The 24,105-nt window shown below is 52.9% G+C and carries 17 protein-coding genes; 6 read left to right on the forward strand and 11 right to left on the reverse strand.

Going from position 1 to position 24,105, the window contains the following annotated elements; translation table 11 throughout:
* Positions 1–18: 18 nt before the first annotated feature.
* Positions 19–246, reverse strand: a complete 228-nt coding sequence (locus NSJP_RS05645) for a hypothetical protein (RefSeq protein WP_080885947.1) — start codon at positions 244–246, stop codon at positions 19–21.
* Positions 247–256: 10 nt separating this feature from the next.
* Positions 257–451, reverse strand: coding sequence for a hypothetical protein (locus NSJP_RS05650; protein WP_080885948.1), 195 nt, complete (start codon positions 449–451; stop codon positions 257–259).
* A gap of 448 nt (positions 452–899) precedes the next feature.
* Between NSJP_RS05650 and NSJP_RS05660 the strand changes: the two genes are divergently transcribed.
* From NSJP_RS05660 to NSJP_RS05670, 3 genes are all read left to right on the forward strand, one after another.
* Positions 900–1,952, forward strand: coding sequence for a tyrosine-type recombinase/integrase (locus NSJP_RS05660; RefSeq protein WP_172834190.1), 1,053 nt, complete (start codon positions 900–902; stop codon positions 1,950–1,952).
* A 1,193-nt stretch (positions 1,953–3,145) separates the two neighbouring features.
* Positions 3,146–3,319 carry a relaxase/mobilization nuclease domain-containing protein gene (locus NSJP_RS20055; protein ID WP_407938644.1) on the forward strand — a complete coding sequence of 58 codons (174 nt, stop codon included), beginning with the start codon at positions 3,146–3,148 and terminating at the stop codon, positions 3,317–3,319.
* A gap of 13 nt (positions 3,320–3,332) precedes the next feature.
* Positions 3,333–3,923 (forward strand): hypothetical protein, encoded by a 591-nt coding sequence (locus NSJP_RS05670; RefSeq protein ID WP_080885951.1) that lies wholly within the window; start codon positions 3,333–3,335, stop codon positions 3,921–3,923.
* Between the two features lie 301 nt (positions 3,924–4,224).
* Here the strand turns inward: NSJP_RS05670 and NSJP_RS05680 are convergent, their stop codons facing one another.
* Positions 4,225–5,409 (reverse strand): hypothetical protein, encoded by a 1,185-nt coding sequence (locus NSJP_RS05680; RefSeq protein ID WP_080885953.1) that lies wholly within the window; start codon positions 5,407–5,409, stop codon positions 4,225–4,227.
* Between the two features lie 81 nt (positions 5,410–5,490).
* Positions 5,491–6,090, reverse strand: coding sequence for a hypothetical protein (locus tag NSJP_RS05685; RefSeq protein ID WP_080885954.1), 600 nt, complete (start codon positions 6,088–6,090; stop codon positions 5,491–5,493).
* Positions 6,091–6,531: 441 nt separating this feature from the next.
* On the opposite strand from NSJP_RS05685, the gene NSJP_RS05690 reads away from it, so the two are divergent.
* The 3 genes from NSJP_RS05690 to NSJP_RS05700 are packed head-to-tail and all read left to right on the forward strand — an operon-like array spanning position 6,532 to position 9,421.
* A complete protein-coding gene (locus NSJP_RS05690) occupies positions 6,532–7,428 on the forward strand; it encodes a sce7726 family protein (RefSeq protein ID WP_155969912.1) in 897 nt (298 codons plus the stop codon).
* A gap of 4 nt (positions 7,429–7,432) precedes the next feature.
* Entirely contained in the window at positions 7,433–8,377 is a 945-nt protein-coding gene (locus NSJP_RS05695) for a sce7725 family protein (protein WP_080885955.1), read from the forward strand.
* A 6-nt stretch (positions 8,378–8,383) separates the two neighbouring features.
* Positions 8,384–9,421, forward strand: a complete 1,038-nt coding sequence (locus tag NSJP_RS05700) for an RES family NAD+ phosphorylase (protein ID WP_080885956.1) — start codon at positions 8,384–8,386, stop codon at positions 9,419–9,421.
* A gap of 61 nt (positions 9,422–9,482) precedes the next feature.
* On the opposite strand, the gene NSJP_RS05705 is transcribed toward NSJP_RS05700, so the two are convergent.
* From NSJP_RS05705 to NSJP_RS19170, 7 genes are all read right to left on the reverse strand, one after another.
* Complete coding sequence (locus tag NSJP_RS05705) at positions 9,483–10,607, reverse strand: DUF3800 domain-containing protein (protein WP_080885957.1); 1,125 nt, start codon at positions 10,605–10,607, stop codon at positions 9,483–9,485.
* Positions 10,607–12,244 (reverse strand): hypothetical protein, encoded by a 1,638-nt coding sequence (locus NSJP_RS05710; protein ID WP_080885958.1) that lies wholly within the window; start codon positions 12,242–12,244, stop codon positions 10,607–10,609. Before NSJP_RS05710 ends, NSJP_RS05705 begins: the two co-directional genes overlap by 1 nt.
* A 203-nt stretch (positions 12,245–12,447) precedes the next feature.
* On the reverse strand, positions 12,448–12,810 hold the full coding sequence (locus NSJP_RS05715) for a restriction endonuclease subunit S domain-containing protein (protein ID WP_155969916.1): 363 nt from the start codon (positions 12,808–12,810) through the stop codon (positions 12,448–12,450).
* 581 nt (positions 12,811–13,391) lie between these two features.
* Entirely contained in the window at positions 13,392–17,018 is a 3,627-nt protein-coding gene (locus NSJP_RS05720) for a CHAT domain-containing tetratricopeptide repeat protein (protein WP_080885960.1), read from the reverse strand.
* Positions 17,019–17,095: 77 nt separating this feature from the next.
* Complete coding sequence (locus NSJP_RS05725) at positions 17,096–18,880, reverse strand: hypothetical protein (RefSeq protein WP_155969918.1); 1,785 nt, start codon at positions 18,878–18,880, stop codon at positions 17,096–17,098.
* A gap of 155 nt (positions 18,881–19,035) precedes the next feature.
* Positions 19,036–21,738, reverse strand: a complete 2,703-nt coding sequence (locus NSJP_RS05730) for a caspase family protein (RefSeq protein ID WP_172834191.1) — start codon at positions 21,736–21,738, stop codon at positions 19,036–19,038.
* A gap of 819 nt (positions 21,739–22,557) precedes the next feature.
* Entirely contained in the window at positions 22,558–24,030 is a 1,473-nt protein-coding gene (locus tag NSJP_RS19170) for a hypothetical protein (RefSeq protein ID WP_172834192.1), read from the reverse strand.
* Between the last annotated feature and the right edge of the window lie 75 nt (positions 24,031–24,105).

The raw sequence follows: 24,105 nt of genomic DNA on the forward strand, positions 1-24,105 counted from the left end.
ACTGCCAACCACCAGGACTTAGAGTTCACGGCAATCCCATTCCATGAAATCTGCCTGTCCAATATATCTGGCGGCAGTCAATTCGATATTGTGTGAGGCGGCAAATGCTTGAGCTTCTGCGAAGGAAGAAAATTTCGCCACAGCTGGCGGAATGTCTGTGATGCCTCCGCTCTTGCTAATGTAGAAGTTTCTTCCTCCGTGCTGCTCAGGCAAAGCGAAGATCACAAAGCGCCGCCTCAGTCCCATGACCGGCCTCCTACTTGCTCTTCGGAATGCTGCCGCCTTTCTCCAGGTCCTTCCAGTGCGCCTCTACTAGTTTGATGATATAGGCCTTCACGGACAGACCCTCCAGGGCCGCGCCGATTTTCGCCTTCACGATAGCTTCTCGGGGTACCTCGCGAAAGTGCCAGATGCCCGGTTCTTCCGGTTCTTTCTCTTTATCCTTGGGCATGTGAATCGCTAACTAGGTTGATTAGCCAGCGACTGTAGCACTCCGGCAGACCCCATTCAACACCACTTGCATCATATGCATCATAAACTGTAGTATGACCCATTCTGGAGGGTACCCATGAGAATGGCGCGACTCAACATTCAGTTGCCGAAGCCCCTAAAAACTAAGCTCGACGCTCAGCGTCAGCGCGGGACCACGGCTTCCGGTCTGATCCGTCACTTGCTGGAAGAGCATTTCAATACTGACCGGCGAAGAACAGGCCGGAACGCTCCACGTGGATTCTGACAGGTGCCGTCGAGGACCTACGCGATCCCGAAACCAATAGGAGGCCTTCATGCGCGGCCATCTCTTCCAACGCAATCCTGAGAAGAATCCTCGAAGCTGGACCATCGTGCTCGACGTTGGCCGGAAGGTGGATCCGCTCACAGGGCGTACGAAGCGTGTCCAGATGTGGAAGACGGTTCAAGGGACCAAGAAAGAGGCGCAGGCCGAACTTGCCTCGATGCTTCACAATCTGCATCGTGGCCAAGTCGTTAGTCCGTCAAAAATGACCTTGTCGGAATGGTTCGATGAATGGATGAAATCAGCCATCAAGCCAAATAAGCGACTGCGCACGTGCGAGACCTACCAAAATGTCATCGAGCGGCATCTCAAACTCGCCTTAGGCCAGTATCGGCTTGGCGATCTTCGTGCGAGCCACATTCAGCACTACTATCAATCGTGCAAACTGGCCCCGGCGACTGTCTCGCAACATCACACCATTCTGCATAGTGCCCTGAAAGCGGCTGTCATGCAGGACCTCATCCCTCGGAACGCAGCTTCCCTCGTGATTGGCAAGCCGAAGCGTCAAACCGATCATGAGGACCTTACCGCGAACTGCTGGGATGGACCGGAGGCGAAGGCCTTCCTCATGGCCGCTAAGGCCGGTAGCGCACAAGATGCAGCCTTCTATGCAACGGCACTGGACGGTGGCGCTCGCAAAGCGGAGCTCTGCGGGCTGAGGTGGTCAGATCTGGACCTTGAGAAGAAGACCCTGTCAATCGCCAGACAGTTGGTGAAGATCGGCAAGAAAGACGCCCTGCCCCTCTTTGGGCCGACGAAAAACGGAAAGGCTCGCACCGTCGATCTGGACGAGCGAACCATTGAGCTGTTGCGCCGACACAAGGCGCAGCAGGCCGAACGGCGGCTTCTACTAGGAACTTCCTATCAGGACCATGGGCTCATCTTCGCTCGTGACTTTGGCCGGCCCTTGCCCATGAATAATCTCGGCGAGCGGGGATTCGCCAGGCTGATCAAGGCAGCTGCAATCAAACGGATTACCTTCCACGGGCTTCGTCATACGTGTGCGACGCTCTTGCTTCAGGCTGGGGTCCCGGTCAAAGTGGTAAGCGAGCGACTCGGTCATAAGCGCATTGAGATCACCCTAAACGTCTATGCACATGCATTGCCATCTATGCAGCAAGATGCGGCAGTGAAACTTGGGCGCCTATTACATGGGTAAACGGGCATCAGGCGACAACCGGCCCAGTCGCACCTGGCATGAAGGCATCGGCGATCAGACTCAAGAGCATTTTGAAGTTCGACATGGAAAAGCGTTCCAACCAGTATTAGTCCTCATCGCTCGGATCTGGGCTACAAAATCTGGTCCTCATACCGTCGAAATATTTCGCGATCACTTGCTAGAAGGGTTTGTCCGTGATCTGACGCTCCAATCTCTTAAGGGAGAACTCGACCTCTACTTGAAGAAGGACGAACGAAATATATGCCAATATCTCAAACATCACTGCACAACTGCGTCTAATGTTTACAGCTATTTTCATTGGGCATTCATCAAACGAGCATGCGTTAGATCCAAGCCAATAAGAAAGTAGATTTACCGCTTTGTCGTTGTGTTATGGTGCGCCCGGCTGGAGAAAGTTCATACCAACCGGCCCCTATAGATACCGAAAATTTACTTAAAACGCTAGAGGAATGGAACCACCATCTTGAGGTCCATGCTTCTCTTTCCCAGACACCCTTGCATGAGCGGTATGAAGGACCTACAAGCGGGTCCGCCGCTCTCAGGGGTGTTCCAGGTGGGTGCAAGACCAGGCCAAACACAGCCTAAATCTGACAAACGACCCCCGCCATTCTCCCTGCGCCTCACTTTCGAGGAACGGGCAAGGCTGGAACGGGACGCTGGGGACATGCCGATTGGGGCTATATCCGTTCCAGACTATTCGACGAACCTGCCCCTCACCGTGCTGCAAGGAGAGCCAAGCGCCCGGTTAAGGATCATCAGGCACTCGCGAGTGTTCTAGGCGAACTGGGCAAAAGCCGGATAGCCAATAACCTGAAGCAACTCGCCAAGGCCGCTAACAGCGGCTCCCTTCCTCTCACGCCGGAGACCGAGAAATCGTTACAGGAAGCCTGTGCCGGGGTTCAGTGGCTTCGAATGACCCTCATGCAAGCGCTCGGCCTACAGGCATGATCCTGAAGGGCAACCAACGCGGTGGTGGAAAGCAGCTCGCGGCTCACCTAATGAAGGTAGAGGACAACTAGCATGTCCATACCCACGAGCTGCGTGGTTTCATGTCTGACAATTTACATTCTGCATAGCATGAAGCCTACGCGGTCAGCCGTGGTACACGCGCGACGCAATTCCTGTTCTCCTTGAGCCTAAATCCGCCGCCAAACGAGAAAGTCTCGGTCGATGTGTTTGAAGCCGCGATCAAAACCGTCGAAGAACAACTCGGTCTCAATAACCAACCCCGTGCCATCGTGTTTCATGAAAATGAAGGCCGACGACACGCGCATGTCGTGTGGTCCCGGATTGATACGGAGGAGATGAAGGCCATCTATCTCCCCTTCTACAAGACAAAACTATGAACACGGCTGGAAGATGCCGCAAGGTCTGCTGGACAGCAACAACCGGGACCCGCTGAACTATTCCTTGCGTGAATGGCAGCAGGCGAAACGCCAAGGCTATGACCCCAAAGCACTTCAATCGATGTTTCAAAACTGCTGGGCAGTCTCGGATAACCGGCCTTCATTTGAACATGCCTTGCAGCGTTACGGGCTGTATCTCGCCAAAGTAGATCGGCGCGGTTATGTGGCCATCGATTATCGCGGAGAAGTGTATTCCTTATCCCGCTGGCTGAAAGTCAAAACCAAAGCGCTACAAGAACGCCTAGGCCCTGCGGAAGTCCTTCCTGGAACCCAGGAGGTCAAAGCCAAAATTGCGGAGCGAATGACCGACAAATTGAAGACGTATATCCAGGAGACGCAAGTCCGGCTTAAACAACAGGTCCAACCCTTCATTCAAAAGAAGCGCAGCCTGCAGCATCAGCATCAAAACGAGCGCAGCCAGTTACAGCAAAAACAGGAAAAGCGCTGGCAGCAGAAATCCTTTGAACGTTCGCAACGGCTACCGAAGGGCTTCAAGGAGATTTGGTTTCGCATCACGGGGAAGTATTCCAAAATCCGAGATTAAAATGAACGCGAAACAGAAACATGTCGTATTCGAGATCGGAGCGAAATGCACTTGCTTATAGACCAGCAACTTACCCATCGCCAGAAACTGCAACAACAGATACAGCCTGTCATAGAGGACTATAAACAAAGGGTTCAAGAACTCCGGCAAGAGAGCGCTCGATATATGGAGATGGATGGAACGCCTAATGTCACGCCTCATGAAGGATTGACGCAACGTCAAAAACACCGTGACATTGATTACGCACAGGAGTTATAGCGGAAATGTTTGGAAGTTACAGGCACAGTGGAGCAGGACTGATTTACAGTAAAAGATTTTTAGCAAGCGTTGGCTTTCCAAGAATTGTTAATCCCTTCGCGATTTCTTCCAGAAAATTTACTTTTTCTATGAGATGTCTAACTTCCTGAGCTGGGTTTGTATTTAGTTTGTGCTTGTTTCTGACAAGGGTCAGTTGTCTCTCATAAAATTCGCAAAAGCCCGCTTCCCGACCGATATAAAAAACAGTCTCCAAATCAGCAATTTCATCTCCTGAAAGAAACCTCAATATGTTCTTTTGGACTTCCTCAACCTTCTTTGCATGTCCTATCATCGCCTCAAAATCAGCGTTCGTGAAATCTGTTCCAAGGTCGTTCAAGTCTGGCGGCGGATGTAACCCTTTCCATTCTTGAACAACCAATTTTAATTTATGGTCCGTTAGATACAAAAGATCAAATTCTTTGCCAAGGCGAGCTGCCATAGTCCTATGATTCTTTATCAGGTTTATAGCATCAGAAAACTTGTTCGAACCTATACCATACGCCTCTTTAATTTCCTCTTTTGTCTTAACAAAAGCATCATCTGTCCATCTATCAATAGGAGGAAGCATTTTTGAGATTGTTCCTAAATCATTACGAGATAAGTCCTTCGTATAAGTCTTGGTTTGTCGTTCATCAACGAACCCCTCCAAACGATATTTGGAGTCATATATAATTTTCTGCAATTCAAGCAGGCTCTTTCTTATAACCACCAAATTACAGAGCGCCTTATCCTTTAAGCTTTTCTGGCCATCTCGAGTCGTGGCGTATCTGAGTTCTTGCCCATCATCATCGATATTGCCCAAGCTAACCACGAATCGCTCCAGACTCTTGATATGTTGGGTAAGTTCTAAATCTCCCACTTTTGTAGATAACAGCAGCGCCCAATAGGAGCGAATGTCGTGATTCTTATTGAGAGTGGTTTTGATTAGTTTCTCCTTTAAAAAAGCGTCGTAAATGTACTTTAATGATAACTCAAGGGCGTGACGTGCATTATAAAGAATTGGCATAGCGAGCGTATCTCGCTTGATGTACTGCTTCTGTTCAATAACAGCATTCACTAGTTCTAGCGCTGCCTCCATGTATCCATCCATGTAGCTTTCAGGGTGAGCTTGTTTGCCTATGCAAGCATTCCACTTGGTACCTTCTTCTGTAAGCGCAAAAAACGGGTCGTTGCTATTTTCCAAAGACATATAGTGTTTCTATTTTTACATTCTTCACTATGGTTCAGCCGTTTTTATGAGGCTCGTGAACATGAACTCCAAGGCGAAAATCTAATAGCGGCCGGAGGCGCTACTGTTATTGTCGAGTAGGCCATCCGCTCCCGAAAAGAAATTGTTCACGGCTTCCATTACGTCCTTAATATTCGGTACATCGAAAGGTACATCGGGCAAACAAACCAATGCCCCTTTTTTATCCGTCGAGTAACGAAAAGAAAAGGAGCTTTTATCAAGTTCGTGGAAGTCCTTAACGACATGCTCCACGGCCACTAAGCACTCAGTATCTCCATCTGCTTCAAGGGCAATCATTATCTTCTTACAGACTTTCCAAAGCTGCCAAAGGTTATGGTTCGCGTAATCCTCCGCAGGGATGTCGGTGTATCCTCTGTACCGGTCGATAATCCATTTGAGCGCCAACTCTAACCCGTGCCGGTAGCAGAAAAGGATTGGATAGACGAGTTCATGTCGAAGCGCCCGCTCATTGGGATGACACGCCTCGACCAACATCCTGCCAGCTTGCATATACCCATTCCAAATGTGCGCGTGCCGCGCGATTTCATGTTCAGCGAATGAGACAGATCGATGCCAGTCATTCTCAGCGCGGAGTAAGCGGTCTCCCTTCTTGGGCCACTTGTACTCGTTCTCGGATTCCATCGTTTGACTCCTTCCTACATGTTCCCTTCGTCGTCTTGTGACCCTAAAAATCCATCAGAGCCTTCCTCTGTGATCATCTGGGTGCGGAGCCAGAAAGGCTCCGATGGTGGGGGCCTCCATCTAACGGAGGAAACGATGAAACTTATTACACGATTTGAAATGGTATCCAAGTCTACAAGTGAGCTTTACGCGCTACAGCGCGAAACATTCAATGCGCTTTGTGCCAGGAAGCCGCATAGCAGCGAACAGCGCACCTGCCTTGCATCGCTCGCCAATCTCGAAGCCGAAATTAACTCGCGAACGCCATAACAAACGGTACATTTATCCCTTATGAGCTGGTAACGATATGAAAAATAATGACATTATGATATAAGCAGGTGCATATTGGAATATATTGCGTTAGAGTTTATCCGAAGGCATCCCCATTCAGGCCGCATCAGTATGATCATGACCAACCTGGTATCAGAGCAATTAGCTGCGCTATCGCATCTCTTCTCCTCAGGTGTGGTCCGAGAAATGGCGAGAAAAGGCAGGTCGTCTATCTTCGCGAGATTGGCGAATGAATCTGGCCTTCAACAGTCATTGCCTTCATCTCACCTTGTAAGGGACTTGTTCGATATAGCATTCTCACTGCTAAAACGCGAAGGTTACCGGCACGAGTATATCTATAAAGCCGCGCTGACCCACAATATATTACTCGGCACACACCGACTGAGAACGGCGTCAATGCTAACTGAATTTCGCATAGGTGAATGTAAGGCGGATGTGGCAATTCTTAACGGCACGTCGACTGTTTATGAGATTAAATCCGAACGCGATTCTCTGAGCAGACTAGAGCGACAAGTCGCGGCGTACTCGAAGGTTTTCGCTACAGTATATGTCATAGCTGCTGAGGGACACGTTCCTTCAATTCTAAAATCAGTACCACCATATGTTGGCGTAATGCGTCTCAACAACCGCTACCAGATTCAAAAAGTAAGGGAGGCATTAGATCAGCCAGAGCGTACTAACCCGGATGCAATATTTGATTCGATACGAACACAAGAAGCACGCGCGATCCTTCTTGCCCAGGGAGCGAAGCTTCCGGTGGTGCCCAATACTGAACTGAATGGAGCACTTCGGGAATTGTTCGTTAAGCTGAAGCCACACGAGGCGCACGACGGCATGGTGCGTGTCCTTAAGAAGACGCGTACACTCCTAAGACTCTCTGACTTGGTCGCTCAGCTTCCGTATTCACTTCAGACCGCTGCCCTTTCCGTACCCCTTCGAAAACTAGATCATGTGAGGCTTGTCTCCGCAGTGAACACTCGATTAAAAGACGCAATGGTTTGGGCGTAGTCGTATGTATCATCCATATTTCAGAGGAAAGCAGTACGAGCTGATAACCATAAGAGAAATGGCCTCTATTCTTCAGGAGGCGGATTTTTGCCCGATAATCGAACCAGTCAAGGAAACCTTGAATGGGCTTAACAGAACGCTGAAAGCTGTTGCAGAGGTCGAGGGACGCGCCATATTGATCGTAAATCCTCACCATGGCGACCTTTCGGAATCAGGGAAACCTTTGACAGAGCTTTTACAAGAGGAGTTTCTCGACTTACCTGGAATATCAGCGGGGATTCTTCTCAAGCCCAACATGTCGGTGACCGATGCGCTTAAATGCTTCGAAAATCATTCTGATCACTCACCTTGTTTCATACATGCAGGCTTTACCGACGCCAAAACCTTGTCTGGCAGGTTAGACCTGTCGATGAAAGATCAATGCCATATCTTTGTTGATCGGTTTTGCGGAAAGCTTTACCAAAAGCATTTCAAGCAGGCAACTAGAATACTTTTAAGAGACGGATTTCAAAAAAAGCGCAATCGGGATTACGAACAACTTGAGTTTTTTTCCGATCTTCATGCCACCTTCGAAGAAGAAGGCATGAATGGATTCGGCGATTTTTTGATTGTCGGTGATGATTATAGCGAAACAGGCGGTCCTGCATATGCAGTCGCTATCCATTTGACGTTTATAGATTCTGACCAGGACGATGCCATGCAGATTTATCATTTCGTGTCAGACCGACAAGATACACCCCAAGACCCTGCAGGAAAGTTTGCCGAGGCACTGGATAAGATGATCTCGATCCTGAATAAACGAAACTCCAAGGTGGAGGAGACATCAGCGGTCCAAGAGTTTCGCGAGCTCCAGCACCAAGGGCACTTCCCTGGTTTGGGATATATCAAGAAACTTTCGATGAATCATCACATCGAGACGCTTGCCCGCTACTTTACCCCGGCGACTTAGATCGCCATGAAGTGCTGCCCAGAATGCTTCGGTGATCGCGGTCTTCGCCACAACATCTTCCCTCTTCTTGCGACAGAAAAAGGCGCATGCTCATTCTGCACAATGGAGAATCAGGCGCTCCTAAACCCGAAGCAGTTGCAAGACTACTTTGAGCTCCTGGTAAGTGCGTATCGCCCGGACGCGAATGGAAAGCTGCTCGTCCATTGGTTTCGGAATGATTGGGGTTTGTTTATGAACCCAATTATGAATGATGCTAAAGCAAAGGAGCTTCTTGGCGAGGTGTTAGATGACGGTGACATTGTTCGAAAACCCTTTCTGCCTTCCGAAATTGTCGACAAGGATAGGTTAAGCGAATGGGAAAAACTTCGAGAAGAATTGATGTATCGAAATCGGTTTTTCCCCGATGTTGAACTCGACGAGGAGCGACTAAAAAACCTTCTTTCTCATCTAAGCGTCACTGCAGGGGAAGTTCCTGACGTGTGGTACAGAGCACGCATAAAAACAGAAGATGTTCCATTTCCGATTGAGAAAATGGGTGCGCCAGACAAAAGGATTGCGGGACATGGACGTGCAAATCCGGCAGGTATCCCATACTTATATCTCGGGTCAAATCCTAAAACCGCCGTATCTGAAATTAGACCTCACACAGGCGAAAAGGCATGTGTGGCCGACTTCAGAACTCCTGCTCCTCCTGAGCTTAAGCTTGTTGATCTACGCCAACCAAGAAGGACGGTGTCGCCATTTCTATTAGCAGAAGCGCTCGACATTCAAAAAATGAGAAACGATTTGCCCTTTCTTGAACGTCTCGGGTTGGAATTGACCACACCGGTCTTGCCTCAAGCAGCAGCTGTTGACTATACCCCCAGTCAATTTTTATGTGAGTTCATTAAGCAGTGTGGCTATGACGGAGTTATTTATCGCAGCTCGGTCAGCGACGGAATGAATTTAGCCCTCTTCTATCCCGAGAAAGCACAACCCGGGTCAGTGGTTGATTATACAGTTACCAGCGTGACCGTTGCGGTAGCTGAGACGGGCTCTCTTTGAGAAATTGACCCCGCTGAGCTCTGAAGCAAGTCCGGATCGCTCCTTTTTCTGCTCCTAAGCACTACTGTTCGTAAGAGCTTCCACTGGTTCGCAAAAACAAGTTCATCTTGTCTATGTCGTCCATGCTGGAAACGTGATGGAGAAAGGCGATATTAGCCTCGTGCGAAGCATCGATCAAATTGCGGAGCAGCTCAGCATTTTTCAAGCTCGCGCCAGTGAGTGAAACTCTGGTTTGGGAGATGACCTCGCGCGAGTTCTGCGCGAAGTAGCTGTGCATCTTGCCAATGAGACCGACGACGATGTCGGAAACCTGTATCCCAGGCTCCGATTTTGAGTCTGCAAACCTGTAGTGCGTTATTGGCACGCCATTGGATGTAGGCCTGATCGCTTCAATTTCATCCCGAATGGAATCTTCCATATCGAGGATGTGGCTGGAATGTTTGAAGATCGCAATGCGGGTCAGATAGATAGCACCGAAGCTCTTGATCAGAAGATACGGCGTAAACCCTTCTATGAAATCGAGGCTAGGAAGGTTGCGTCCGGCTTGCAGCATGCCCTTGAGCATCATTGCATTGAACTCAGGCAACACACCATCACTGCCCTCTACCAGCCTGAGCAGCTCATCAAGAAATGGCTTTCGGTTTTCCGGCGTGAGGTCGGGATAACTGTAGCGGAAAAATATGTCCGTCGTGGCTGGCAAATTCGCGCGCAGCAGCGTTGCCAGATCGGCCTTCAGCACGGCGTGCAATTCCACCAGACGGGGCTCCTCTAATCGATAGAGCACCGAGTCCATTATATCGACCAGCGAACAATATAGCGGGTCTAGCGCATGATAGTGAACCATCAAGCCGCTATCGGAAATCCACTTTAAGAACGTGGTGAGCTTTTCGGACTTGAGCAGGTCCAGAAATTCTCCCTTTGCGACGTGTTTGAGCTTTATTTCGTCGGCGCTTGTCTGAATGCGCATCACATCGCGCAGCGACCGAATATCAAGTGGACGCGGCGTGCCGCTATGGACGATGCCGCCCAAAACGAAGATCGCAGGCTCTGCAATATTTAAACCCTGCGCATCGAGGCGGAGCTTTTTGATGTTGTTCGTTTCGTCGTGATAGAACGTGTAAGGCTGATCAGCGTTCGATAAACCATACATCCCAATGTGCGCGTCTCGTATTTCCTCGATGTCCATCACAGCACATTCACGCTGCTAGGCCGCACGTCGTAGACGCCCTCAAAAGAGCGTTCGGCAAACTCTTGAATTTCCTGATCGCTGCCCTTTTGCGAGAGCCAACGATAATTGTAGGTGAAATGACCCGGCTGCGTGATCCATTGACGGGTCAGATCGTAAATGACGTTGTTCACATAGAAATCGTCGAAGGTTTCCTGCACATCCTTCTCGCTGCGTCCAGGTAAGAGCCTTGGGAACACGCCATCGTCGTCTTCCTTATCGACAAACAACGCGCCGTGGCGCTCAAACAAAGTCAGTGCGTCCATCGATAGGCGATCCCCGCCCATCCAAGTTCCGGGCCAGCAGAAGAACTCAGGGCGGAGATACTTGTCACGCATGAAGCTCAAAAAATGCGGAAAGAGGACACGCGCCGCAGAGTTCCCTTTCGAAAATCGGAACGTCTCGTATTCTGCCATCAATGGTTTGAACTCAGGAGTTTCAATCCAGCGAGAAAAGTCGCGTGCGATACTGAGCGGCGAATGCTCGACCATGGCATCGCAAAGCTTTCGGCTCACCTCGCCGTACTCTTCGCGGGAGTAGTTTCTGATACTTCCAAGAACATCTGGGCACTTGAGACGTGCAAGCCTGCACAGCCATACGAAGCGTGCGCCGGGCTCGACATCGCGTATGAAAGTCGGGAAGTGGACCAAGGGAAATGGAAAACCTGATCCTGGATTTATCGCCACATCGCAGATCAAAAGGAAGAGCGCGATTGTCGGGTGATCAATCGAAGAAGGCCGTTCAAGCTCTGTAAGCTGGAGGAACGTTGAAAAGGCGCTGCCGTAAACGCCATCAAACATACCCGCCTCGTCGGCGGCCTCCATGCCGAGAAGTCCGCCCGTTGCAAAGTGTAGATACTGAAGCTGCACCATGCGGGCCTGGCCTTCAAATATCTCCTGTGCCCCAATAGGGTAGAGGGAGACAGGCGAGCCATAGTAATATCCTTCCGCCTTTTCCTCCCGAAGCTTGCGGAAGTGATCGCCCCAATCCTTGGGGTGCTGCATGACACAAAAGTTTGAGTCGGAGACTGAGGCCAGCAAGAGCACACAGTTGCCGAGCGCAATTTCATATGAATGCCCGAGGCTTTCGAATAGCGGACTTTGTACGAGTTCTTTCGCACTCAGTGGGCTGACGGTTAGTGCCCTGAATGAGTCCATATCGAAGTGGTTATTGATTATGATGTTCGCCGTACCGCTCGGCGTTCCGTAGCCGCCTGCCGGCAACGTGTCGGCCAACTTCCGAATGGGCTTCTTGAAGCCGACGCTGGCGGTCAAGCTCTTCAAATGATCGTAGTTCGCGTGCGCCTGCGCAGGATAGGTCATGCTCAGTAGCAGCCCATAGGTCGATCCGACATGCTGCCACCAGTGAATTGTCTCGTGCAGATATGTCGAGAAGGCCTCTACGCCATCGAGGTCAACCATGCTCGAATTTACGATGCCGCTAGGCATGGACGACAACTTGCTGCGGACTGCAGGCGAAAGGCGAAGAACAAACTGAATCGTACTATAAAGGCCGCGTCCGTTCAGCGTTGCGGCAAACGCCCCATTATTCGCTAGAGGACTGAAGTCATCGAGAAACTCGGTGCGCTCTCTAGGCATTTTTGCTCTTACCCGCCGACTTCACATGCTTCTGTGACCATACGACGAAGGGCATTTCTTTGCCACGCGGGGCGTTTCTCCGCCCAGAGCACTAGGTCTGCGAGAGCGGCCTTTTCGGTTAGGGTAGCGGATTGGTTCGGAGTGGCGCTCATGTGTTCACAAACCCTGCTTGAACGCCTTGTTGGGGGTTGCGGAAAAAGCAGTCATGAGAACACCCGTTCCAGTATTGCGGGCAGAAGTGCTTTGTTGGCGGTTCGGATCGCTGCATGCTTGTCCTTGAGCGCAACAACTTCGGCATGGAGGCGGTCGAAAGTCTGCTGGACAATGAGCCGAGGTAAGGGCACCTCAATAGCCATTAAGGACGGAGCCGTCATCGTTCGGTTACGGGCCCAAGTACCTGGAGAAGCCGCGTAAACCTTGTCGAATCCATCTGGAGTAGTGAAGTAGTACCAGAGGAAGCCCGTCACGGCACAATCAGTCTTAGATTCGCATTTAAGCATCCGGTGGTTGCCGACGCAGCCATCATCTTCTACTTTGGCAATTGCAATGGCCTGCTCCCACGCCATGACCCAGAACTTTGTTAGTCTGCGGAACAGACGACCATGGGACTCGGAATTAACCTGCCCTTTGCAACATTGACCGTACCGCTCGCTGTACAAGCTCCGGACGGGATGAACCACCGTTGCGAACGGACTCATGATATAGAGGGATCTAGCTCCCAGTACACGGACACTTTACGGACACCTCATGGCCAATACTTCCAAACCCTCATACATAAAATAATGAAAGCGGTTCGAGATATCTGCGTACGGACGCTTTCCAGATATAGGCAAGTGAAATTGATATGCAAAAGCTCTCACCGACACACGAAGGTGCCGATTATTTCTGTTGCAACGCGGACTAGTAATTATCATGTGAAGATTTATCTGTGTGATTGAGAGAAAAAGGCTCACTGAAGCCCACTCCAGTATGACTCGCCATGCTTAGCAGAGTGGGAACAGCAACACAACCATTTCATCTTTACCTCGCTACAATTGCTTCGAGGCGACCTGTGATTGCATTCTAGTATATGCAACTCTCTTTCTACATCACTGACTGTTTCTGACACCTCCGCTGCCAGAGTTCTGAGTCACGATTTCCGTGTCACTCAGTTTAAGGGCGAGGCGTTGCCAATCACGACAAAGGCAGCCCAATAGTAGGGATGAGCCAGCGTCGGATTCTTTTGCATGGCAATCTGTACGACGCTGAGCGCAGCGGAGGGACCCATGCCCGTCTGTAGTTGTTTATAATAGGCGACCATGAACTCCTTCGTGGTCGCATCATCGACCTTCCAGAGACTGACCACTTGTGCACGTACGCCGGCCAGGACCAGCGCTCGACGCAGCCCATAGACACCTTCCCCGTTGTGCACATCTCCCACCCCGGTTTCACACGCTGACAGGACAGCCAACTCTGTGCCGTCCAGATCAAGACTGGCCATCTCGAGTGCCGTGAGAATGCCATCGTCCTTGGGCCCCGAGCGGAGTTGGTTCGCCCCGGCTAATGCGAGACCCGAGCGCAGGAGTGGGTTCTCCTGACGAAGGCTGAGAGGGCGCAGCTCCGGTGCAAAGCCAGCCGCGCGTGCCGAGGCCGTGAGATCCATAGGTTGATCCGACAGAAAAAACCCATGCGTGGCCAGATGCAGGATCTGAGGGCCGTGGACCTGCTTCACGGCTGCCTCGGTGGCAAAGCTCTCCGTCATCATCTGACTCGGTTGTAGTTGAAGAAGCGCACCCAGGACCTCAGCCTCTTGCGCGGTGCCGGGCAACGGTGTAAACCGTAACCCGCCGCGCTCCACATCCGCCGAGCGGCGTGCTTTGACTATTTCTCCTGTCGCAAGCGAGTCCAGAGGGCCAAAGTCGGGATTCGCTACCAGCAACATCGGATGCTGTGTGGTGGCCGAAGATGCCGGCCGCAACAGATCGCGGCCACTCGTGAGATAGGTAATTTCATATTGCTCAGCCAGATACTGCCCTTGGCTATCCTGAAGCACACCAAACGGCAGGAGATTGAGTGCCCCATCGGGTGAGATCAAGAGCTGGGTGGCTGATCCCACATGTGGATAGAGCGTCTGGAGTAATCGGCGATGGAGTGCTTGCGCCCGCATCTGCACCGTTTTTGTCCCACCCGGGTGGCGCACGGCGGCAAGTAGTGAAGCAACCTCCGTGTCGATGGCTTGGGCTTCCCCCAGATCAACTAACACCGCCGATCCGCTAGGCTTCAGCAGGTAGACTGCATAGCGAGGAGCGCCCCAGCTGGGTTCATTATTGATGGCTTCGGGCTTGAAGGGTTCATAGTGCACCCATTCAAGAAGCACCGCTCGGGGTGGAAGTGCGCGCTGGACCTTTTCCAGCGTGACTGGGTCGAGCTCAGCGCGGAACCGGCCACTGCGACTACTAAGTTGCGTTTCGAAGCTGCTGATCTGCTGCTGCAACGCTACGAGCTGTGTCCGATACTGCTCCAGGCGGAGCGGCCCGGGCCCACGCATATTTAAAGTGGCCCAGTCTGTCGTGGCTGCTTGATAGTTCGTCAGCAGCTCTTGGTCTTCCGGCGTCAGCCTCTTGCGCAGGCGCAGGAGGCTGTCCGTCAAGACATCTAAGATACGGCCTTTGCGCTGCAGCACGACCTCCAGTCCCAAGCTTGTCGCTGTCGGCTCATGCAACGCTGCGGCTACTGCAAAGCTGGTCACCACAGTGGATTCTACGAGTGTCGCCAGATATGCTTGCTTCCGTTCCTCATCACCCTGCACCAATACTCTTCGGGCATTGAGATCCTCGATGTGCACCGCTCGTTGGAACTTATCCAGGGCATCGGCCGAACGGGATTGGCGCCAGGCCAGAAAGGCCAATTCGTACAAGACAATTCCCGTGTCTGGATGCTGCGGCCCCAGGACTTTCTCCCGAATCGCGAGGGCGCGTTCATACAGAGGCTCCGCCTTGGCATAAGTACCAGTGGCCTTATACAGCCCCGCAAGATGGCTCAGGCTCGTCGCCATGGCCGGATGGGTCGGGCCGAGGACCTTCTCCTGGATCGCGAGGGCGCGTTCATACAGAGGCTCCGCCTTGGCATAAGTACCAGTGGCCTTATACAGCCCCGCAAGATTGTTCAGGCTCGTCGCCGTGGCCGGATGCTGCGGCCCCAGGACTTTCTCCCGAATCGCGAGGGCGCGTTCATACAGAGGCTCCGCCTTGGCATAAGTACCAGTGGCCTCATACAGCGCCGCAAGATGGCTCAGGCTCGTCGCCGTGGCCGGATGGGTCGGGCCGAGGACCTTCTCCTGGATCGCGAGGGCGCGTTCATACAGAGGCTCCGCCTTCGCATAGGCGCCGGTAACGTGATACAGCGTCGCAAGATTGTCTAGGCTCGTCGCCGTGTCTGGATGCTGCGGCCCCAGGACTTTCTCCCAAATCGCGAGGGCGCGTTCATACAGAGGCTCCGCCTTGGCATAAGTACCAGTGGCCTCATACAGCCCCGCAAGATTGTTCAGGCTCGTCGCCGTGGCCGGATGCTGCGGCCCCAGGACTTTCTCCCGAATCGCGAGGGCGCGTTCATACAGAGGCTCCGCCTTGGCATAAGTACCAGTGGCCTTATACAGCCCCGCAAGATTGTTCAGGCTCGTCGCCGTGGTCGGATGCTGCGGCCCCAGGACTTTCTCCCAAATCGCGAGGGCGCGTTCATACAGAGGCTCCGCCTTGGCATAAGTACCAGTGGTTTCATACAGCTCCGCAAGATTGTTCAGGCTCGCCGCCGTGGTCGGATGCTGCGGCCCCAGGACTTTCTCCCGAATCGCGAGGGCGCGTTCATACAGAGGCTCCGCCTTGGCATAAGTACCAGTGGCCTTATACAGCCCCGCAAGATTGTTCAGGCTCGTCGCCGTGGCCGGATGGGTCGGGCCGAGGACCTTCAGCTGGATCGCGAGGGCGCGTTCATACAGAGGCTCCGCCTTGGCATAAGTACCAGTGGTTTCATACAGCCCCGCAAGATTGTTCAGGCTCGTCGCCGTGGCCGGATGCTGCGGCCCCAGGACTTTCTCCCGAATCGCGAGGGCGCGTTCATACAGAGGCTCCGCCTTCGCATAGGCGCCGGTAAGGTGATAAAGAAGCGCAAGATTGTTCAGGCTCGTCGCCGTGTCTGGATGCTGCGGCCCCAGGACTTTCTCCCGAATCGCGAGGGCGCGTTCATACAGAGGCTCCGCCTTCGCATAAGTACCAGTGGCCTCATACAGCCCCGCAAGATCGTCTAGGCTCGTCGCCGTGGTCGGATGCTGCGGCCCCAGGACTTTCTCCCGAATCGCGAGGGCGCGTTCATACAGAGGCTCCGCCTTCGCATAAGTACCAGTGGCCTTATACAGCCCCGCAAGATTGTTCAGGCTCGTCGCCGTGGTCGGATGCTGCGGCCCCAGGACTTTCTCCCGAATCGCGAGGGCGCGTTCATACAGAGGCTCCGCCTTCGCATAGGCGCCGGTAAGGTGATACAGCGTCGCAAGATTGTTCAGGCTCGCCGCCGTGGTCGGATGGTTCTGTCCTAAAGCAGATTCGTTAATTACCAGCGCTCTTTTAGCTAGGGAGATGGCTTCGGTGTACTTCCCGCTATCATATAGGAGCATCACTTTTGTATTTAGCTGCTCGGCTGTTGCTAATTCGTCTTTCTTTCCCCAAGTAGGGGTTAAGGTGGTCAGCGTGGCAATGCATGCGAAGAATAGACACCACACTTGATGCAAGGCCAGCTGTCTCATTCGCTGTTAAGCCTCTGATCGAGTCTTGAGTCCGAGATTTGTCTTGCTTTTTCCCAGAAGGATAGTCAGAAACTCATTCAGCCCTCTAGTTTCTTGTGCACTAAAGCCGCCACTTTCTTGATAAAGTGGTTGATGACATCAACTGCGAGCTGCAGTACCTGAGTGACCACTTTCATGATCGACCGCAGCAAGGGGATACCTCCGGGCACAAAAATGAGAATTCCCGTAAGCAGCAGTCCTGCCCCTGCCAGCAGAAGCAGTGGGTGTTCAGTGGGCCATGACCACCAGGCTTTGGGCGGCGGTGGCACCGTAATACTATTGGTCATCTCGACAGGCATCGGCATTATCGGTTCGTCACTAGTTACCAGCTGCGCCTCAGGAATCATGGCGACGGTCAGTTTCACCACGAACTGCGCATATGCATTGATGGGCACGAGATTCTGGATATAGCCCCACGATCCTCTTTGAAGGAGCGCACCCGAGCGAAGATTGGCAGAGACACCAAATCGTACACGAGCCGGCAATGCAGCCAACACATCATCGGCTGGCGCCTCGGCCTGCGAGGAGGCGTCTTCTGAAGGGGTGAACCGCTCAGCCAGCTCAGGGTTTTCGGCGATCATAGGCAGTTCGCCAGAGAGGGTGGCCAACGAGGCCACCGCTTGCGTGGCCTCATAGCCTTCCGGCGGCTTGTCTAAATCCAGTCCCTTCGCCGACGTCCCACATCGAATCACTTGACACCAAATAGGCTCCAATGCGGAAGCCCCTGCGCTGCCTGTTATAACAAGCCCCCCAATCCCCGCTCTTGCCGCCACCACATCGAGTCCCACGAACCCTGCTGTGGCTCGCCTTTTTGTGGTGGTCGTTGATTCCCATGGACGGACCGTAGCGTAGAAGCCTGCCGTATAAATCACGGGCCCGCCATCGCCGTCGTCCCGTTGAACGAGGCCCAACCCAGGTACTGTGCCGTCTCGCGCGACCTGGCGGTACAGCATGTGGAGGAGCCGTGGATCAGTGCTATGCTCACGGCGACTATACGAGGCCCAGAAGCGCGGATCCTCCGTGTGCTTGAGCCGCGCGCTGGTTTCATGAGCGAAGTAGGTAGGATCGATGAACCAATGATTTCCTCCTATCTCCTTATCATTAAAAGACTTCACTGTCGCGTTGGTAAAAAGCGTGATCACCGTGTAATAGTGACGGAGGTCGATGGGCTGTTTACTCTTGCCCAAGGTAATCCTGCGGTCTGGTTTTTCCCACCACTCCAACTCGCCAAACCGTACTTGATGGCCTGCGACGCCCGAGATGTGCTGCCTAATAGACTGCTTCCAATCCTCCGTCGCACTGCTAGGCCAGGGCGTCGACACTTGGAGAGTTAGTCCGGGGATGCCGCTCGCGTCTCCATCAAGATCCACATCCGATGTGTTGCCCTCCAGGTCCGCAAGCGACCACCATGCCCGCTTGTCTCCCCCCCGTGCGGGAGGCAATGTGCCATGTCCAGACGAGGCTTGGAGCAGTGCGGGCGCGATCATCACCGAGCCCTCTCCTCCAGGCCGTACTCCCTGTTCCTTCCGTTGCTGTTCGGACTTCGTGAGCAACCGGAACGCACGCCAATCTAGGATAGTTTCGTCTTCACCGGATGCCTCACGTTCTGCCCCTTGGGGTCGTTGAGTCACTACCGTCAGGAACGTTCCTCGCCCGAGTTCCGTGCCGGAAAATTCATGAGTAGCTTCCCATTTCCCCGCCTCTGTCATACGAAATTGAAGAGCTCCACGCTCCGGAATCGTCTCTTGCATGGCAGGGTTGCCAGCATAAAGGGTGATCTGTACTGTCGCCTGAGGATTCTCAGGCGCAGTCCATCGAATCATGACCGGCGTGGATTCCTGCTTCCGCAATATCAGATTTGCACTCTGGTTCGTCCCTGGCCCCTCACATCCGTATAAGCAATCCACCAACATCTCTGCCCACGCCGGGGAAAGCCAGAAGACTAGGACCCCGACAAGTGGGACAGTGATGGGGAATGTCATGGCTTTTTCTCCTGGATAGCTTGCATGAAAGTCTCATCTGGCAGGTTCTCTTCGAGACACTGCGATTCCTCGCAAGATGTGTTTAGGGCGTCCGCACTAGGCTGTCCCCGTGACGTCATGGTTTCAGCCGCAATCTGACGATACCGCCAGCAGGCCTTCTGCTTCATGGTGGGCCGGTCCCACCGCGTCCAGTCTTTCTTGTATTTGATTAATTGATATTCAACGCCTGTATCGGACATCTTGCTCTCTTTCACATTCCCGTCCCAGCCGTGCGAGCCCCAGGCAATTCGTTTGACCGGATCGATGACCATGACGGTGTGGCCATCGCCACGGGTGTCATCGCGAAAGACCAGTACATCGCCTATCTGCGGATCAGCAGGACAGCTTAGAAACTCGTCGGCCATGGGTCCTTGGGGTTTGACCATGTCTACCGTCGATACGTAAGCGTTCCCTTGCTTGTTGTATGCAAGCCCGGCGCGAGTAAAGGTAAACCAGATGGCTCGTGAACAATCGATGCCTTTTCTCAGATTGTCCGCATCTGTGGATTCAATCCACGGATGCTGTTTATAACTCACACCGTCGTGTTCCATACGGGAATACTTTGCTAGCGAATCGGCTTGCCAAAGTACTTTATAGAGGGCTGTCTTTTTATCGTCCGGCAGGTATGGACGAATATCGAAATTGGCGATGGTATATTCACGCTTGTTGATCTCACTTTGCTGTGTGCCGTCTTGAGGTGACTCAAGAAAGTTGGCGTTGGCTCGAACTTTAACAGGGAGGCTCGTGCGCGTCCACGCGCTATCCTCGACGACAGTCACTTCGGCTTGTCCACGCATTCCCGGCACGAGATAACGTCCCAAGGCATGACCCAAGCCGCTAGTCGTACTAGCGGGATCCCTCAGCGTCCTGGCTCCGTCCGCTACCCTGGAGGTAAGCGCGCCCCAATCGATGGGATTGGCGACGTGAGTGCCAAACACCATAATCTGATCTTCGATATCTAAGGGGGGAAGACCATGAAATGGTGTGCTAAATATCCGACTCCTCCCCGGGTATAATGGTTCATGCAACATGTTGGAAAAACTGAGGATGCCTCCATCGGATGAGAGGATAGCGCCCCCAACCAGCAATGGTACCCGGGCTTGGGCGTCGAGCGTGACCTTGATTTGATACCGAAAGCATAGGGGTATGTTCTGTGGCTCATTTGGTTTTGCCTGGTCCCACGTGGCTTTTCGAGCACAGGAAGTTTGACCTGTGGACTCAGGTACTAAACTAACTTGCAGTGTCTCCCCATCCCTGAAGACCCGTCCGCCTTCACCCGTCAGATGCTTTAAGGCTAGCTGTCGGGCATGTTGCCAGAGATTGTTGGCAATCAAAACCGCCTCAGTATCCCCATCCTGATAATGGTTCCGGATGCGATTCTCGCTGTCCCGAAGTACGATGCGGTTATTGTCTTGAACACTTAACTCGAAAGCGACGGGCGTCGTCTCATCTGTGACTAGTTGCACCATGAGCTTCGTGTCGGGATCATCGTCAACGATCTCCTGAATCGCGGTGGCGCGTTGAAGTGGAATGCCGCCCGGCTGGGTAGGCGAGCGCAAGCGTACCGATAGCCTGAGAAAAGAATCAGCTGGACGAATCAACACTGCTAAGTCGCCTTCCTTAATAGGTATGAGGTTTGGACCCTTTCCTATAATGCGACCAGTGGCGCGGAGGCCTGTCGAGTTCTCGACGATGAGGGTTGCTTTCGCCTTTTTGGGATCCAGGGTGTCGGGGCCAAGAGCTTGGCCGTCGAAGACGCGCAGTTCTGCATTGAGTCCGAGCCCTGGCAATGGAGGTCCACTGAGCGTGAGATTGGGCAGCTTGATGGCGCTGACGCGAAGTCCCATAGGGTGAGAACGCTTTTCGTTTCCGAAGACGACTCCCGAAAGGTCTCCGTGAAAGTACGGTACTTGCGAGCTACGGGCGGCTACAAGCGGGCGCACTTGGTAGGACACTTGTGTATACGATAACGGAGGCTTCGGGGCGGCGCTTAGTACCGTCATAAGCGCATTGGTGAAGATGCCTCCATCGGGGCTTTCCAGTGCGGAGGTCCCATCTGCTGCTGCTGCTAACAGGACCAGTCCTGGTAGATCCATGGGCGTGAACGTTGGACTGCCGTCGGCTTGGCTTGCGGCTGACCCACTGAGAACTGCAGTAGGAAGGGTTTCGGGTTCCTGAAAGCGGGCGGTCAAGGAGGCAGCATCCGCGCGTGCTGCGGTGCCTGAATTACAGGAGTCCAGGATAACGGTTATACGTTGCGTTCGCTGATGAAGCGCTGCAAGCAGAGTGTTGAACTCATCATCGAGCAGATCGTGCACGTCCTGTGTCCGCGAATCATGGAACACAAGCGTTTCATCCGTACCGTCTCCTTCATCACCATTCGTATCTTTTCGTGTAGAGCCATGCCCAGCAAAATAAACCACAACCACATCGTTCGGCTTTGCACGCTTAATGAGTCCCTGGTCAAATGCAGTCTTGAAATTTGTCACTGTAGCAGCTGCATCACGTAATAGGCAGACATTTGGCCTTGGAAATCCATAACCTCCTGCGCCTGTTAGTAAGTCATACATGTGTTGCGCATCTAGTGGAGCCCCTTTTAGTTGTTTGAGTCGAGAATCCTTGTACACGCCTATGCCGACGATGAGGGCAAGCCGACGCATCCCCTCCTTTTCCTCTGCTGTCGTTGTGGGACATGAGATAGGGAGCGCCTCTGCTTGCACGCTTGCAAACCAGCCCCCACTAAAGATTGACACGAGCACAAGCGCATTGCAGAGCATGGTCAGTCTCGTACTGTTCCTCGCTCGCCTTTGGCAACCCATCATTTGTCCTCCATGCAGATTGACGCCCTAGCCATCGTTATGCCATTTGATGCCTGTAACGGTCCTGCGGCGGATGAATCACGATGAGGTATTCCTTTAAAAATAGAGGCCCATAGATGGAATGTAGGAGAAATTAGGTCAAAAGGATTCTTGTAGGTTCCGGACCCTGATTTCTGTCATGCGTTCTCAACCGACTACCTCAAGTGTAATCAGGGTCATAGGTCTCTACTAAACTGAACTAATCTATCGAACCCGCAGGAAGCTAGTTCTAGAGATGTCTACAATCCAGGACTGGGTGAAGCTGGAGCCATATCCCCTGCTGCTACTGGTGTGGTCTCGTAGAATACCTGCTGACCTAAAAACTAGGCTCTGAGAAAACAAAACGCCGTATACTGACCTTAGTATTAAGTCAGCTTTCACCACTTGAGGAGTATCAATAGTTACTTGGTAGATTTTGTCGAAATGCATCCCGGTCTCGGTCCTACGGAACTGAGCACTGGATTGATCGTTGCTCTCTGCATGACGCAACCAGGTCTCTGAAGCGGTTAACGTAGCAAAAGCCACCGTTGAACCCAGGAAGTGTGTCCATCCTCCACGATAAATGCGTTTGGTGTCGTTCACGAGAACTTGGCATTGCAGCGCCGAAGTAAGCCTGCTTTTCTATGAGACATCAAAACGCAACCCACTTGATCCTTCTCCGCGCCCCGGATGTTTGCGTCTGCCAAGCCACAGCAGAGAACTACCGCTGAGCCACCGTGCATGCTGATACGCACGCGTGAGCCGGACGCCTTCGCGCGGAATTTCCTCTTCGAAAATATCGAGTGAAGTTCCCGGAACTGGATTCATGAGCCGTCCCTGCGCAGTGTCACTTCGTAACGATCCGTCTTGACGAAGGGTAGCTCCACGGCGAAACATGATGCCTCCTTCGTTTGGCCGTGCGAGGACGGGAATCAAAGGGACCCAATAGTCAGGAACCTCCGTAGCCAGGCGCCAAGCCGAGATGTCTTGTTGAGACGTGGGTTGGAAGCCTGGTTCACGCCGTTTAAGTTTTTCACTATAGGCTTCGCGGCGGTTGACGGAACGGCCAGAGGGTCCTTCGGCATGGCCTTCAATCCCCCACGCCATGTTAGCCATCTCGTCTCGAATGAGTAGCACCTCGTCGACGGGTTTTCCTTCAAGAGTACGTCGAAGTGTGGGGGCCAGAAAGAACAGGTCTCGCTCCTCACCGGCCGCGCTTGTGCTCATGTCCGTCCCGCGAGCCAGCGAATGACTGAACATGCGCCAGAACGGCGAGGTTGGGTGCGTGGATGCTTTGATAGAGGGAATCAGGGTGCGCACGCCGAACGTGTCGCTGACGATCAGCGACTGAATCGTTGATAGCGAGCCAATGGGCAGTTCGACAGGAATCACGAACCAATCATTGCCATACGTAACGGCGAACTCGATCAATAGCATCCGGGCAAGATCTTCCGGTCCCGAATCAACAGCGCCAAAGTTGACCGTCGCATCTTCAAACTCCCACCATCGGGTTTCTGGCATACCACTATAGCTCACTGGCGAGGGGATCACGGTTTGCAAGATCGGAGAGGAATTCTTGCCGTCAGCATCACCATCGGCTCCAAGGGACAACCCTGGGGCAAGATCGAAGTGAAACCAATCGAGGGATCCACCAGGATACTCTTGCGCCCTTAGCACTGTTTCCCGAAAGGTAGCTGGCGGTGTGATCGACGCTAACGGAGCAGAGATAGAGAATGCATATTCCATCCGCTGTGATGACCATGCCGAATTGGCGACGACACGGCTGACCGGCTCGCTGACCAGTTGCTCATACCATAGGACAAACACGCGACCGACCTCGCGGACGTCTCCCTCATGGCTGGAATCAATGCCGAGCTCAGCAGGAAGCGCTCCCTTTCGGAGAGCCGCAACTAAGGCCGCGCCGTCAGGTACTCGCCCAGCCATAATATGGAGAAATCGCAATGCAGCTGCACCCCATGTGGCGATCTCCTCCGCTGTTGGAGGCGCCATGGGAAAGTGCTTGGTAAACGCTGCGTGGTATCGTGTTCCAAACGATTTCTGTCCAAGAAGACGAAGAAAGTGTTGACCAGCTTCGGCGGCAGCTCCCAACCCCATAGACGGCTGAGAGGTGGAGTACCGGAACGGCTCTCTTTCTACGAGGCTTTCAAGCGGCACCTGACCCGCGTCGTA

It is taken from the genome of Nitrospira japonica (assembly GCF_900169565.1).
Classification (GTDB): domain Bacteria; phylum Nitrospirota; class Nitrospiria; order Nitrospirales; family Nitrospiraceae; genus Nitrospira_C; species Nitrospira_C japonica_A.

Excerpts from the sequence above, each read along its gene's own strand:
- NSJP_RS05645 (WP_080885947.1), bottom strand. The coding sequence starts at position 246 with ATGGGACTGAGGCGGCGCTTTGTGATCTTCGCTTTGCCTGAGCAGCAC.
- NSJP_RS05650 (WP_080885948.1), bottom strand. The coding sequence starts at position 451 with ATGCCCAAGGATAAAGAGAAAGAACCGGAAGAACCGGGCATCTGGCAC.
- NSJP_RS05660 (WP_172834190.1), top strand. The coding sequence starts at position 900 with ATGTGGAAGACGGTTCAAGGGACCAAGAAAGAGGCGCAGGCCGAACTT.
- NSJP_RS05670 (WP_080885951.1), top strand. The coding sequence starts at position 3,333 with ATGCCGCAAGGTCTGCTGGACAGCAACAACCGGGACCCGCTGAACTAT.
- NSJP_RS05680 (WP_080885953.1), bottom strand. The coding sequence starts at position 5,409 with ATGTCTTTGGAAAATAGCAACGACCCGTTTTTTGCGCTTACAGAAGAA.
- NSJP_RS05685 (WP_080885954.1), bottom strand. The coding sequence starts at position 6,090 with ATGGAATCCGAGAACGAGTACAAGTGGCCCAAGAAGGGAGACCGCTTA.
- NSJP_RS05690 (WP_155969912.1), top strand. The coding sequence starts at position 6,532 with ATGATCATGACCAACCTGGTATCAGAGCAATTAGCTGCGCTATCGCAT.
- NSJP_RS05695 (WP_080885955.1), top strand. The coding sequence starts at position 7,433 with ATGTATCATCCATATTTCAGAGGAAAGCAGTACGAGCTGATAACCATA.
- NSJP_RS05700 (WP_080885956.1), top strand. The coding sequence starts at position 8,384 with ATGAAGTGCTGCCCAGAATGCTTCGGTGATCGCGGTCTTCGCCACAAC.
- NSJP_RS05705 (WP_080885957.1), bottom strand. The coding sequence starts at position 10,607 with ATGGACATCGAGGAAATACGAGACGCGCACATTGGGATGTATGGTTTA.
- NSJP_RS05710 (WP_080885958.1), bottom strand. The coding sequence starts at position 12,244 with ATGCCTAGAGAGCGCACCGAGTTTCTCGATGACTTCAGTCCTCTAGCG.
- NSJP_RS05715 (WP_155969916.1), bottom strand. The coding sequence starts at position 12,810 with ATGGCGTGGGAGCAGGCCATTGCAATTGCCAAAGTAGAAGATGATGGC.
- NSJP_RS05720 (WP_080885960.1), bottom strand. The coding sequence starts at position 17,018 with ATGAGACAGCTGGCCTTGCATCAAGTGTGGTGTCTATTCTTCGCATGC.
- NSJP_RS05725 (WP_155969918.1), bottom strand. The coding sequence starts at position 18,880 with ATGATTCGATGGACTGCGCCTGAGAATCCTCAGGCGACAGTACAGATC.
- NSJP_RS05730 (WP_172834191.1), bottom strand. The coding sequence starts at position 21,738 with ATGCGTCGGCTTGCCCTCATCGTCGGCATAGGCGTGTACAAGGATTCT.
- NSJP_RS19170 (WP_172834192.1), bottom strand. The coding sequence starts at position 24,030 with ATGGGGTTGGGAGCTGCCGCCGAAGCTGGTCAACACTTTCTTCGTCTT.